At 72.2% G+C, this 11860-nt stretch carries 11 protein-coding genes and 1 rRNA gene; 4 read left to right on the forward strand and 8 right to left on the reverse strand.

The window, feature by feature from the left end:
• Window positions 1-150: 150 nt before the first annotated feature.
• Together D7X12_RS33070 and D7X12_RS33075 are read right to left on the reverse strand one after the other, a co-directional pair.
• Window positions 151-621 (reverse strand): hypothetical protein, encoded by a 471-nt coding sequence (locus D7X12_RS33070; RefSeq protein ID WP_147443873.1) that lies wholly within the window; start codon window positions 619-621, stop codon window positions 151-153.
• The gene (locus D7X12_RS33075) at window positions 618-1439 is read right to left on the reverse strand and encodes a hypothetical protein (RefSeq protein WP_147443874.1); all 822 of its coding nucleotides are present in this window, start codon (window positions 1437-1439) and stop codon (window positions 618-620) included. Before D7X12_RS33075 ends, D7X12_RS33070 begins: the two co-directional genes overlap by 4 nt.
• Before the next feature lie 225 nt (window positions 1440-1664).
• Here D7X12_RS33075 and D7X12_RS33080 point away from each other — a divergent pair, with 225 nt between their 5' ends.
• On the forward strand, window positions 1665-2747 hold the full coding sequence (locus D7X12_RS33080; protein ID WP_120629214.1) for a hypothetical protein: 1083 nt from the start codon (window positions 1665-1667) through the stop codon (window positions 2745-2747).
• A 10-nt stretch (window positions 2748-2757) separates the two neighbouring features.
• Here the strand turns inward: D7X12_RS33080 and D7X12_RS33085 are convergent, their stop codons facing one another.
• The 3 genes from D7X12_RS33085 to D7X12_RS33095 all read right to left on the reverse strand — a co-directional run bounded on the left by D7X12_RS33085 (window position 2758) and on the right by D7X12_RS33095 (window position 7601).
• Window positions 2758-3654 (reverse strand): zinc ribbon domain-containing protein, encoded by an 897-nt coding sequence (locus D7X12_RS33085; protein ID WP_120629215.1) that lies wholly within the window; start codon window positions 3652-3654, stop codon window positions 2758-2760.
• A gap of 75 nt (window positions 3655-3729) precedes the next feature.
• Entirely contained in the window at window positions 3730-6033 is a 2304-nt protein-coding gene (locus D7X12_RS33090) for a serine hydrolase domain-containing protein (protein ID WP_120629216.1), read from the reverse strand.
• Entirely contained in the window at window positions 6030-7601 is a 1572-nt protein-coding gene (locus D7X12_RS33095; RefSeq protein ID WP_120629217.1) for a GDSL-type esterase/lipase family protein, read from the reverse strand. The genes D7X12_RS33090 and D7X12_RS33095 overlap by 4 nt, the downstream gene beginning before the upstream one ends.
• A 240-nt stretch (window positions 7602-7841) precedes the next feature.
• Between D7X12_RS33095 and D7X12_RS33100 the strand changes: the two genes are divergently transcribed.
• Window positions 7842-8192: a helix-turn-helix domain-containing protein gene (locus D7X12_RS33100; protein ID WP_120629218.1), complete on the forward strand. Its 351-nt coding sequence runs from the start codon at window positions 7842-7844 to the stop codon at window positions 8190-8192.
• Between the two features lie 87 nt (window positions 8193-8279).
• Window positions 8280-8645, forward strand: coding sequence for a response regulator (locus tag D7X12_RS33105; protein WP_158620164.1), 366 nt, complete (start codon window positions 8280-8282; stop codon window positions 8643-8645).
• 31 nt (window positions 8646-8676) lie between these two features.
• Here D7X12_RS33105 and D7X12_RS33110 read toward each other — a convergent pair whose 3' ends face one another.
• Window positions 8677-9282, reverse strand: coding sequence for a hypothetical protein (locus D7X12_RS33110; protein WP_244224930.1), 606 nt, complete (start codon window positions 9280-9282; stop codon window positions 8677-8679).
• 132 nt (window positions 9283-9414) lie between these two features.
• Window positions 9415-10914, reverse strand: coding sequence for a HAMP domain-containing sensor histidine kinase (locus D7X12_RS33115; protein ID WP_120629222.1), 1500 nt, complete (start codon window positions 10912-10914; stop codon window positions 9415-9417).
• 277 nt (window positions 10915-11191) lie between these two features.
• Here D7X12_RS33115 and D7X12_RS33120 point away from each other — a divergent pair, with 277 nt between their 5' ends.
• Entirely contained in the window at window positions 11192-11578 is a 387-nt protein-coding gene (locus D7X12_RS33120; RefSeq protein WP_120629220.1) for a serine/threonine protein kinase, read from the forward strand.
• 21 nt (window positions 11579-11599) lie between these two features.
• Here the strand turns inward: D7X12_RS33120 and D7X12_RS43810 are convergent.
• Window positions 11600-11860, reverse strand: a 23S ribosomal RNA gene (locus D7X12_RS43810); the annotation flags it as partial.

Consider the following 11860-nt stretch of genomic DNA (forward strand, 5'->3'; position numbering starts at 1 on the left):
CCCCCGCCGCCGCCGGAGCGGAGGCTCCCGCCACGCTGGCGACGCCCAGCCCCGCGGGCACCACGGCCGCGACGGCCGTCAAACCCATCGCCTTGAGGAAGTGACGGCGGTTCGAGTCTCCCGACATGACACGCTCCTTCGCTTGGAAAATCAGGGTTGCGCTGCCTGCACCTGCGACGCCACCGCCGTGAACAACTCTGGATCCAGGTGCGCCCTGGACCCCAACAACAACCGCTCCTCCACCGCCCGGGACGCGTCCTCACGCACCTGCGTGCGCCCGCCCACCACGTACTCCACGACGTCGCGGTAGACCGTCGCCTGCGCCCCGTCCTCCCACGTCACCGTGAAGCCCCGGTAGCCCAGCCCCACGTCGGGCCGGGACCGCGTCCCCACCGGCAGGGCCTCCACCGCCTCGCGCAGCGCGCGCGACTCGTCCGGCGCCAGTGACCAGGTGGGGGGCTCGCGTCCGCTGAAGACATCCACGCTCGCCTGCGCTCGCGCCGCCATGGGCCGCTCCTCCACACGCGCCGTGTCAGCGGGAGCGCTGCCCGTGGTGCAGGCCCAGGCTCCCAGGAGTCCCAGGCCCCACGCCAGTCGCCAGACGCGCGGTGCCCGCTTCACGACACCGTCACGTTGTAACCACGGTAGTAGCCGCAGAACACCGTGTAGCCGCCCCGGTTGCACGTCTCCGGGTTGGTGATGAGCAGACCGCTGTTGTCCGTGTTGCGCGCCGCCGTCCCGCCCGGCTTGTGACACCAGCGGTTGTTCGCGCAGAAGCGATACCAGTGATAGTCATAGCCCGGCCAGATGACGAGGCAGACATTGTAATTGGTGTCCGTCCGGCACGTCGTCAGCCACCCGTCCCGCACCGCCGCCGCGCCCACCCTCGCACAGTCAATGCCCGTGTACATGGCCCCCGCCGCCCGGCCCGGCTGCGCGAAGGTGTTGGTCCGCAGGTTGCTCGCGAAGTTGTAGCAGTTGTTGTACGGCTGGTAGGACGCGCCGTTCCAGAAGGTGAAGTCCGTGTCGCTGGTCAGCGCCGCCGGATAGCAGATCGTCATCACACCCTGCACGTCGCTGGACTGGACGATGACCGACTCGGCCTCCGCCAGCACCGGCCCCGGGTCCCGCAGGTCCAGCCGCGCGCTCTCCGCCGTGTGCAGGAGGAACCGCGAACTCTCCGCCGACTCCGGCTGGAACGCGCCGCCCAGCCGCACCACCGGCGGCAATCCCAGACGCTTCCAGTCGTCCGCCATGCCGGTGTCCTCGGCGCGCACGATGAAGCCCCGGTAGCCCAGGCCTCCTGTCGACGCGTCCAGGGGCAACAACTGCGACGGGTCCGCGCGGATGCGCTCGGTGAGCTGCCGCGCCTCCCGCTCCGACAACGTCCACCGCGGATTGGGACGCCCCGAGAAGATATCCAGCTCGACAGTCACCATGTGACACCTCTGGCGGACGCTCGCGTGTCATCCGAGCGCCTGGGAAGGCGGGAGGGATGTCTGTTCTGGATACGGCCAGACCCTCTCCACCGTCAATAGGCCTATCTCGATTTACTGTTCTTTAATGACTGACGCGCTAAGACAACTTTGAACAAGCATTGAAGGATTCGTCCGGCGCTCTGCTATATTCCAGGGAAGACACTTTTTTCCGGGAAGGTCGCAACCATGGTCCGCACCTCGTGCCTCATCAGCGCCGTGCTCCTCATGAGCGCCTGCCAGAAGCCCCCGGAGCCGTCCGGGCCCCCTGCTGAAGCTCCGGGGGTGCCAGCGCCGGTGAAGGTGGCGCCGTTCTCGCTCTCGGTGCTCCAGGACGCGGCGCCGTCGGGCTGCACGTGGTCGCGCCTGGAGTCCGACGGCGGACGCAGGGCCCTTGTCACGGTGGATGCGGCGTGTGACGGGCTCCAGCTCGCGTGGAGCGCGGATGGGCTGCACGCGGCCGTGCGGGACACGGGGGGCAGCGCTCGGGGGCCCGGACGCGTGTGGACGGTGGACCTGGGCTCCGGGCAGGCCTCCGCGCAGCTGCTGCCCGACGAGGGGCTGACGGGCGCGGTGGGCTTCGACGCGGCGGGCCGGCTGGTGGCGCTCGTCGCGCACACCGGGGACCTGGTGCGGCGCGTGGAGGGCGCGAAGGAGTACTTCCTCTTCGACGGCCGCCGCATCCCCATCCCGGAGGCGGAGGAAGGCGCGGGGCTCGCGCACGCGTTCCGGTGGGAGGCGGGCACGTGGAAGCGCATCGAGACGGTGGCCACGCGCGGCGACACGGACGCCGTGTTCGCGCTCACCACGGCGGAGCTGCTGGTGTCGTCCACGGTGTCCGCGGATCCGGATGCGCTGGCGGCGCAGGCGCTGGACGAGGGCAGCCAGGATGCCGCGCGGCTCGACGCCGTGGTGCCCCACCGGGGACATGAGCTGTTCGGCGGCTGGGCGCGCGTGGAGTCCCGGAGCGGCCCGCTCTTCGCGTGGCAGACGACGGGAGAGCAGACCTCGCTCATGATGCCGGTGCGCTGGGAGGTGGACGACGGCCACCTGGCCGAGCCCCAGGGCCTCACGCTGCCCGCGCGCAGCTCCGTGCGTGCGCTGGCGCGCGGAGACCTGCTGCTCCTCGCGGGCGCGGCGCAGGCGCGCGTCTACGACGTGGGCACCCGGCGGCTGGCGGCCTCCTTCGACGGCTTCCGGGGCGCGCGCTTCTGGCCCGCGCCGGGGCCCCGCGTGCCCCGGGGCGCCACCGCCGCCTCCGGGCAGCGGTAGCGCGGACGCTTCAGCCCCCGCCGTACGCGCCCTTGAAGGCGAAGTACATGATGCCCGCGTAGCCGCCGCCACAGAGGCAGCAGGAGAGCACCGGCACCACCAGCGCGCCCGCCCCCGCCGCACCCCACGAGGTGCGGTGCAGCGAGCGGTACGTCACCACGCGCAGCCCCATGGCCCAGAAGGGCGCGGCATACACCGCGACGAAGGGAATCAACCCGACGATGTAGGGCGCCTGGGAGAGCGCGTGCGCGCGCAGCGTCACCGAGAAGCCCTTCTCCACCCCGCCCATGCGCAGGATGAGGTGATCCAGGCCCGCGTGGACCAGCGTCATGCCCGTGCTGACGAAGGGCATCAGCACCGTCCACACCCCCATGCCCACGGTCATCCACAGCGTCACGCTCTGCGGGTCAGGCGCCCCTTCCGTGGCCTCCGCCACTTCGGGCATGAACCCCATGATGACGCCGATGAGCGCCGTGTAGACGATGCCCGTGGTCAGGAAGCCCGCCACCGCGGACAGGAACACGAAGCCCAGCGAGCTGCCCACCGCTGCGTCGGGGTTGATGCCCCGGAGCGTCTGGGTGGGCTGCATCAACATGCCCACGCACGTCTTCCAGAAGGCCTTGAGCGTCCCCAGTTCCTCGCGCTTGTCCCACGGCAGGAGGCCCAGGGGCTCCCGCTCGAGGCAGGCCGCGCACACCCCGCCCTCGGGGCCCGGGCGCAGACAGCTGGCGCAGGCGAAGGCACCGCACCGGGGACACGTGCCCACGCTCCGCCACTGCGGGTGCACCGCGCAGACGGGCTCGGCGCTCCCGGGCGTCGGGGCGACGAGCAGCGCGGCACCACACGCGCCGCACGTCTGCGCACCGGGAACGAAGGGGGTCTGACAGGAAGGACAGGAAGGCGTCATCGCCGCGCATCCTCGCACGGCCCGGGCGCTCCAGCGCTGTCAGCGAAGGCAGGACCGCGCTTCAGGGCTCCGGCCTCACGGCTCTGGCGACGCTTCCGGATCCACCGGCACCGTCGGGGACGTGCTCCCGTGGGGGACCTTGTCCGGCGCGGGCGTGCTCCCCGCGGGTGCCACGACTTCCGGGGTGCGCGGGGCCCGGGCCTCCTGCGCCGCGCGGACCTGCCGGGCTTTCTTCGCGCGGCCCTGCGCCACCTTCGCCGCGCCCGGGTCCCCCAGGGCCCGCTCCCGCTTCGCCAGCGCGTCCCACAGCTCCGGCGCGTCCGGATGCAGCGTCACCGCCGCGCGCAGCAGCCCCCGCGCGACCTTCGGGGAGCGCGTGTCCAGCAGCCTCCGGATGAAGCCCGCGGGCGACAGCACCAGCGTCCCCTCCGGCGTCTCGAACGCCTCGCGCACGTGCGGGATGGCTTCGGCTTCGCGGTCCGCCTCCAGCAACCCCACCGCCTGCGCCAGGTGCGCGTCCATCGACTCCGGATGCAGCTGCGTCGCGCGCTCCAGCCAGCGCATCCGGACCTCCGGCTTGCGCTTCGCCCGGTCCGCCAGCGACAGCAGCTCCTCCGTGTAGTCCGGCCGCACCGTCGGCGCGCGCGCCGCCGCCTCCTTCAGCGCGGGCCACAGTCGCTCGGGGTCCTTCGCGTCGTCCAGCCGCGAGCGCCGCAGCGCCGGCACCTCCGCGCGCTTCCATCCGGCGACGAAGCGGGCCACGTCGTCCCGCAGCCCCGGGTTGAAGCGCTCCGCCTCCGGACACTTCACGGACTCGCACGCGGCCAGGTAGTCCGCGAAGAAGCCCGCCGCGCCCTGCGTGCGGTATGTGCGCAGCCGCTCGGTGCCCAGCACCCGCTCCACCGTGGCGGCCATGTGCGCGCCCACGCGGATGAAGAGGGACTCGGCCCGGGGCTCGTGCGCGCCGCGGATCCGCTCCATCGCGCCTCGCGGGTCCCTCGCGATGGCCGCGCGGTCGAAGAGGGCCGTCACCTTCGTGAACGCGCCCGCCAGGTCCTGCTCCGGCGGCAGGCGGCCCGGCCCGCGCGTGGCCCAGTCGTGGTACGCGAGCCCGTAGCTCGCCATCCGCCCCAGCCCCTCGTACTCCACCGCGTCCACGGGGTCGGTGAGGTGGCCCGACCGGGCCGGCGCGCCCTCGTCCAGCACCGTCTCCATCAGGCGCACGGACAGCCGGCGCAGCCGCTTCGCTTCGTCCTCCACGTTGGTGGCGAGCGCGATGGCGGTGTCCTCCGCCGGCAGCACCACCAGCAGCGTCGTCGTCTCCGGCTGCCCGCCCGCGTGCGCCACGATGTAGTGGCCCCGGAGCGGATAGGTCGCGAAGCCCATGCCGTAGTCGGTGATGCGCCCGTCGCGCGTCACCATCGACGCCTGCATGCGCCCCATCGTCTCGCGCGTCACCAGCGTGTCGTCCAGCATCGCGCGCGCGAAGCCCAGCAGGTCCTCCACCGTCGCGCGCGTGCCGCCGCCGGCGAAGCGGCTCGTCACGTCCAGGAAGCGCGACGGCTTCAGCGCGGTGCCCTGCACGCGGTAGCCCACCGCGTGATGCGCGTCGCGCGTGCGCACCTCGTCCAGGTCCGCGTGGGTCATGTTCGCGGGCCCGAAGACGTGGTCGCGCAGGTACTCGCGGTAGGACTGGCCGGACGCCGTCTCCACCGCCGCGCCCAGCAGGTTGAAGCCCCAGGTCGTATAGACGTAGCGCGTGCCCGGCTCCGCCACGAGCGGACGGTCCGCGAACAGGGCAATCGCCTCGCGCGAGCTCACCGACTTCGTGTTGTTGCCCGCGCTGGGGCTGTCGTAGGTGGGTACGCCGCCCAGGTGGCCCAGCAGCTGCCGCACGGTGACGGGCCACTGCTTCGCCGGGTACTCGGGGACCAGCGTGTGGATGTCCGCGTCCAGGTCCAGCTTGCCCGCCTGCGCGAGCTGCATCACCGCCACCGCGGTGAAGGACTTGGTGATGGAGGCCATGCGGTACGTGGTGCGCACCGTGGCCGGCAGCTTCTTCGCCAGGTCGCGGAAGCCATAGCCGCGCATCCAGCGCTGGCCGCCCCGCATCACGCCCACCGACAGGCCCGCGGTGGGTCCCTGCTTCAGGTCCGCGCGCACCAGCGCATCCAGCGCGCGCTCCACCTCCGGCGGGAACTCCGACGCGGCCTTGGCGCCGGGCTCCGGCGACGCGACCTTCGCGCTGGACTCCGGCGACACGGGCGTGACGACTTCGCCCGCCTTCGGCTCGGCCACGGCTTGCGCGACGGGCGCCTGGGGCACCGCGAGCGCGGGCGCGCCGATGAACAACCACAGCGCGACGAAGGCGCGCCTCATCGCACGCCCTCCGCGGTCCGCTGCGCGCCGTCACCGGGCGCCTTCGCCGGAGCCTCCTCGCGTGACGACGCGAGCGCCGCAGCCGGCCCCGTGCCCTGGTCCGCCCACCCGTTCACCAGCGCGTCCGCGACCAGTTGGCCCAGCAGGTCCAGCCCCTGTCCACGCGGGTGCACCAGGTCGTCGTGCATGAACCCCGCCTGATGGAAGCGCACGAGCGAACCCGCTCCGCCCATCGCGGTGAACAGGTTGAAGAAGCCGCAGCCCTCGGCGAGCGCCACCTCGCGCTCGGCGCTGATGGCGGCCTCCAGGAACGGGCGCTGCGCCAGGGGCTTGCCCTTCGCACGCGAGTCCTGCACCGCGTCCATCGGCCCCACCACCAGGCACGCGCTGCCGGGCGCGACGGCCCGGGTGCGGCGCAGGAGCGCGGTCAGGTCACGTCGCACCGTCGCCACGTCGGTGCGCTTCCACTCCAGGCGCTTGGACTCGTTGCCGCCCAGGAAGAACACGAGCAGCTTCGGGTCGCGCTGCTGGAGCTGCGCCTTCAGCGCGTCCTCCTCCAGCCGGGCATACAGCGTGGCATCCGCGGACGGCACGCCCAGCATGTCCAGCACGACGCCGGGCCTGTCCTGCTGGAGCACCACGCCCTGCACGATGGCGCCTCTCCCCTCCGCCTTGACCTCCAGCCACTTCGCGCCCGGAGGCACGTCGAAGGCCGTGGCGCGGCTGGCCCCGTTCCCCTGGGGCTCCGTGCGCGCCAGCATCACCCCGTCCACCGACACGGCGAGCCGGCCCGCGCCCGCCACGTCCTTCCACCACAGCGTCCCGCGCGGCTCGCCCTCCAGCTTGAAGCGACCGCGCGCCCGGGCCTCCGTGGCCACGTGGTACACGCCGGTGATGCCGAAGGGGTGCGGCGGCGCGCGCAGCTCTCCCAGCGTGCGCGGCTCCCAGCCCTGGCTCACCGCGGCCGTGCGCGCCCTTCCGCCATACGGCGCCATGCGGTCCACCAGGAGCACGCCCCGGCCCGCGCCGCCGAAGCCCGCCACCAGCTCCTCGCGCACCACGTCCACGATGCGGTCCCCCGCGATGAGCGAGTTGCCGAACGCGGCGACGACGACGGGCCCCTTCACCGCGCCGTCCACGAGCCCATCCAACGCGGCGTAGAACGGCGTCAGCGCGGAGCGCGCGCACCCGGTGCCCTGGGGTTCGAGGCACGGGTCCTCCACCGGAGCCCCCGGCGCCTTCAGCCGCTCCCCCAGCGCATGCAGGAGGCCGGCACGCTCCCCCGTGGGCGGCAGCACGCGGGTCGGGAGGCGCGAAGGCGCAGGCGCGGGCACGCCCCCCTTCGCGACCTCCACGGGCCGTGGAGCCTCGGGGGGCGTTTCCGACAGCACCGGAGGCGTGGGCGGCGCCGGGCGCGCGGCGTCCTCCGTCGCGGACCGTGCCGGGGACGTCGTCAGGGGAAACCGGTGAGGAGGTGTGCGGGACTCGCACCCAGGGAGCAGGGCACCCGCGAGCACTGCGAGCAGCCGCACCCGCCAGAGCCCCCGCGAGACATCGGGAACCGTCATGTGGCCCGAAAGCGTAGACGAAAGCGGGGGCCTGCGCATGTTCCCTACCCCGTGCCTGGCCGCCCCGCGGGCCGCCCGGGCTGTCCCTGCGGACAATGCTTTCGTCCAACACCACACGCTCCAGGGCGCGCCGCATCCCGGGAAAAGCAGCATCCCTGGCCCCCCTACAAATGCAGGGTCCGGATGCGAACACGTTCCCTTCCCACCGCGAGAGCTGTCCCCAAATTGTCTGCAGCGAATATGGCGAAGAACAGACTCACAACGTGGACCAAGCTCCACCGACGATTCGGCGACCACGTGCGCCGCATGCGCACCAGCCGTGACCTGACGCAGGAAGAGCTCGCCGAGCGCAGCGACCTCTCCGTGGATGCCATCCGCCGCATCGAGCGCGGTGGCTTCTCTCCGTCACTCGACACGCTGGGCAAGCTGTCCGTGGGGCTGGACGTGTCCCTCAAGACCCTCTTCCACTCCTTCGACCTGGAGCGCTCCGACGGCGTGGCGGAGATCTGCGACTACCTGGCGTGCCGCACCGGCCCCCAGGTGAAGCTCGCCTGGCGCGTGCTCCGGGTCATGTTCGACGAGTCCGCCTAGGACTTGGGGACACCGCCCTCGTGCCGGTCGGACCCGGCAGATGTTCCCTGTCCACCCGGACGCAGGCGGCCTATGGGGTCAGGCTCCATGAGCCGCCCCCCACCGACCCTGCTCATCGTCGAGGACGACAGCGACCTGCGCGAGGCGCTCGTGGAGATCCTGTCAGCGGAGGGCTTCACCGTCGTCGCCACCGCGAACGGGACGGAGGCGCTCGCCTGGCTGGAGACCCACCCGCCACCGGCGCTGGCCCTGCTGGACATGTGGACGCCGCGCAAGGACGGCTGGCTGCTCTTGGGCATCCTGCACCAGCGGCCCGCGCTGGCGGACATGCCCGTCGTGGTCATCAGCGCCAGCGAGGAGAAGCACCCGGCCATCCGCGAGGTGCTCCAGAAGCCCTTCGACCGCGACGTGCTGGTCGCGTGCGTGCGCCGGTTCGTGCACGCCCTGCACTGAACGCCACGGCTCAGGCGCCCCGGCGCTGCTCTCAGGTGCCGCGCGTCTCGTGGCCCAGCCTGCTCGCCACGGTCGGGTCCAGGTGGAACGAGTCGAAGAAGCGGTCCGCATCCTGGGGCGGCCGGCCCTCCGGGTGGAGCAGCAGCTGCTGGTACAGGCGCGGCCCCACCATGAAGAAGCGTCCGCGCAGGCGGCGCGGGCCGGACAGGCCCCCCACCTCCTGGCCCGGGAAGCCGCCCTCCATCTGGAGCGGCTTCGCGGAGATGGCCGTGGCGCCCAGGGCCTCCAGCGCGCCCTGGCTGGCGCGGTCCACCACGGAGCGCGGGTCCACCTGGGCCACGGCCGCGGGCGGGAAGTCCGTGTAGGAGACGTAGTAGGCGGTGTCGTCCTCCGCGCGCGCGGAGATGAACGTGTGCAGCGTCACCTCGCCCACGTCCGTGGGCTGCACGCGTTTCTCCTGCGTCACGGGGCCGGAGAAGGCCACGCTGAAGCCCCCTTCCGTGGACTGGACGACAGCGGGCGGCGCCTGCACGGGCTCGGCGGCGGCGGCCGGGGGCGCGGACTGCGTGCGCCCCGCACAGCCTCCCAGCACCAGCAGGGCGGCGAGCGGCACGGCCCGGCGCGAATTCTTCATCATCCAGCCTTCTCCTGACGTAGGTGCCGCAAGGTACGCCCTGCCGTGCCCGGGCGCATCCCTTCGCGGACCCTGGCACCGTGCCGACGCGCGGCAGGCAACGGTTGGCCCCCGCATTCCGGCCGCGCCTTCCCTTCAGTGCACGGCACCGGCGGCCTCCTCCTCGTCGGAGGGGCCCGGCAGGCCGGGCGGGCCGGCGGACACCCGGGCCAGGTGGACGCGGAACACCGAGCCCTGGCCGGGCTGGCTCTCCACCTCGATGCGGCCGCCGTGCGCTTCGACGATCCGGCGCGACACCGACAGCCCCAGCCCCACGCCGGGGGCGCGCTGCTTCGCGTTGCCCGCGCGCTGGAACGGGACGAAGAGCCCCTTGAGCTCCTCCGGGGACATGCCGATGCCCTGGTCCGACACCGCCACCACCGCGTGGTCCCCCTCCCCCTGGACGGACACCTCCACGCGGCTGCCCGAGGGGGAGTATTTGAGCGCGTTGCTCACCAGGTTGGTCAGCACCTGCTCCACCCGCGCGGGGTCCGCCCGCACGAGCACCTCATTGTCGGGCACCACCAGCTCCAGCCGGTGGCCGGAGTCGTTGGACTGGTACAGCTCCACCACGGAGCGCGCCAGCTCGCGCGTGTCGCGCACCTCCGGCTGCAGTTCCAGCTTCCCCGCCTCGATGCGCGTGGCATCCAGCAGGTCCCCCACCATCCGGTCCAGCCGCTCCACCTGCCGGCGCACCAGCGCCAGCGTGCGCTGCATGCGCTCCGGGGTGACGTCCGCGCGCCCGGAGGACGCCAGCGACGTGGACAGCTTCAGCGCGGACAGGGGGTTGCGCAGGTCGTGCGCCACGCCCGCCAGGAACGCCAGCTGCTGCTCCTGCTGGTGGGCCAGGCTCTCCGCCATCTCGTTGAAGGTGTGGGCCATGTCGCGCAGCTCCAACGGCCCCTCCTCCGGCGCGCGCGCGCCCCGGTTGCGCCCCGCGCCGAAGTCCCGCATCGCGTGCTGGAGGTGCCTCACCGGGCGCAGCGCGAAGCGGCGCAGCCAGAAGACCACCAGCCCCAGCGTCGCCAGGAGCAGCAGCCCCAGCGCCAGCCCCAGCACGTTGGCCGTCTCGCTCCAGCCCGCCGCGCGCAGGCGGGCGGACTGGGCCTGGTCCACGTTGATCTGGATGAGGCGCTCCAGCGAACGCAGCGCCGCATCCAGCGTGCGCACCACCTCCGCGTCATACATGTCGCCGCTGCTCATCCGGCCGGCCGCCGCGCGCTGCGCGCCCAGGTAGAACGCCACCTGGCGCTCCACCTCCACCAGCACCTGGCGCTCCTCGTCGGAGGAGGCGCTCTTGTGCAGCGACTCCAATTGGACGTGCAGGTCGGATTCAATCTCGGACGGCGTGCGCCCCCGCGAGGGGTCCACCACCATGGGCGTGAGCATGGGCGTGAGCGGCGCCGCGATGAGGCGGGAGTGGACGAGCAGGTCCACCTCCAATTCCTCCGCCTGCCGCACCCCTTCCACGGACTCGCTCAGGATGGACGCCATGCGCTCCAGCGCACTGGTCAACACCACGAGCAACGTCGCGCAGACCACGGTGAGCAGGACCAGGCCGCCCATCACGGTGGTGAAGAAGGCGCGCAGGCTCATCGCGCGTCCTGTGCGGGTCTCCAAACGGCGTCCATCCACGAGCTTGGGCATCCTCCCTCCAGGCGGCCTCAACCCCTACGAATGTCGCCCTCTTCCTGAGGACCGCAACAAGCGTCCGATATCGTGGATTCGCGTACCCCTGGCCGACAGGCCCCCTCCGCGACGCCCCCCGAAAAGGAGCCGGCCCCACGAGGCCCGGCCATGCTAGGCAGCACGCACACGCGACCCCGCGCTTACCGTCACCCGGGCGTCCACCCCTTCTTGAAGAGGTCACCCGATGGATCTGCTCTCCCCACCGGCCCGCACCCTGAACTTCGATGCCTTCTGGCGCTGGATCCAGGAGCACACCAACTGCATCCTGCGGTGTGGCTCCGCCGACATGACGCTGTTCGACCATGACGACTTCCACTGGATGCTGATGGAGGAGGAGCGCCAGCACGTCCTCCAGCTCATCAAGGGCAAGTCCCTGGTGGGCGAGCTCGTGATGGTGGGCCGCGACGTCTCCGAGGTCACCATCTCCCCGGATCCGGACGCCGACCCCCAGCAGGGCCACTTCCTGGTGGAGCTGATGGGCGGCCCGAAGGACGACCCCCAGGTGCTCTACCACTTCGTCATGGCGCACGGCATCGAGCCGGCCGCGGGCCACCAGGGCTTCAAGCACTGAGCGCGATGCGCTCGATGGCCTCCACCGCGGCGTGGACGCCGTTCACGTAGGGGCCGGGGCGCTCACGGGGCCCCGCCTCCTCCAGCAGCAGGGCGGCGACCCGAGCCGCGACCCGAGCCTCCAGGTCCACCGCGTCCACCACGCGCTCCGAACCGGTGAGCTATTACGCTTTCTTTAAAGGATGGCTGCTTCTAAGCCAACCTCCTGGTTGTCAATGACCTGCCACATCCTTTCTAGTGTTCACTTAGACTAGATTTGGGGGCCTTAGCTGTCGGTCTGGGT

It is taken from the genome of Corallococcus sicarius (assembly GCF_003611735.1).
In the GTDB taxonomy this organism is placed as follows: domain Bacteria; phylum Myxococcota; class Myxococcia; order Myxococcales; family Myxococcaceae; genus Corallococcus; species Corallococcus sicarius.

Bases quoted from the DNA above. Each gene is read 5' to 3' on its own strand.
- D7X12_RS33075 (WP_147443874.1), bottom strand. From the start codon at position 1,439: ATGGTGACTGTCGAGCTGGATATCTTCTCGGGGCGTCCCAATCCGCGG.
- D7X12_RS33080 (WP_120629214.1), top strand. From the start codon at position 1,665: ATGGTCCGCACCTCGTGCCTCATCAGCGCCGTGCTCCTCATGAGCGCC.
- D7X12_RS33085 (WP_120629215.1), bottom strand. From the start codon at position 3,654: ATGACGCCTTCCTGTCCTTCCTGTCAGACCCCCTTCGTTCCCGGTGCG.
- D7X12_RS33090 (WP_120629216.1), bottom strand. From the start codon at position 6,033: ATGAGGCGCGCCTTCGTCGCGCTGTGGTTGTTCATCGGCGCGCCCGCG.
- D7X12_RS33095 (WP_120629217.1), bottom strand. From the start codon at position 7,601: ATGACGGTTCCCGATGTCTCGCGGGGGCTCTGGCGGGTGCGGCTGCTC.
- D7X12_RS33100 (WP_120629218.1), top strand. From the start codon at position 7,842: ATGGCGAAGAACAGACTCACAACGTGGACCAAGCTCCACCGACGATTC.
- D7X12_RS33105 (WP_158620164.1), top strand. From the start codon at position 8,280: ATGAGCCGCCCCCCACCGACCCTGCTCATCGTCGAGGACGACAGCGAC.
- D7X12_RS33110 (WP_244224930.1), bottom strand. From the start codon at position 9,282: ATGATGAAGAATTCGCGCCGGGCCGTGCCGCTCGCCGCCCTGCTGGTG.
- D7X12_RS33115 (WP_120629222.1), bottom strand. From the start codon at position 10,914: ATGAGCCTGCGCGCCTTCTTCACCACCGTGATGGGCGGCCTGGTCCTG.
- D7X12_RS33120 (WP_120629220.1), top strand. From the start codon at position 11,192: ATGGATCTGCTCTCCCCACCGGCCCGCACCCTGAACTTCGATGCCTTC.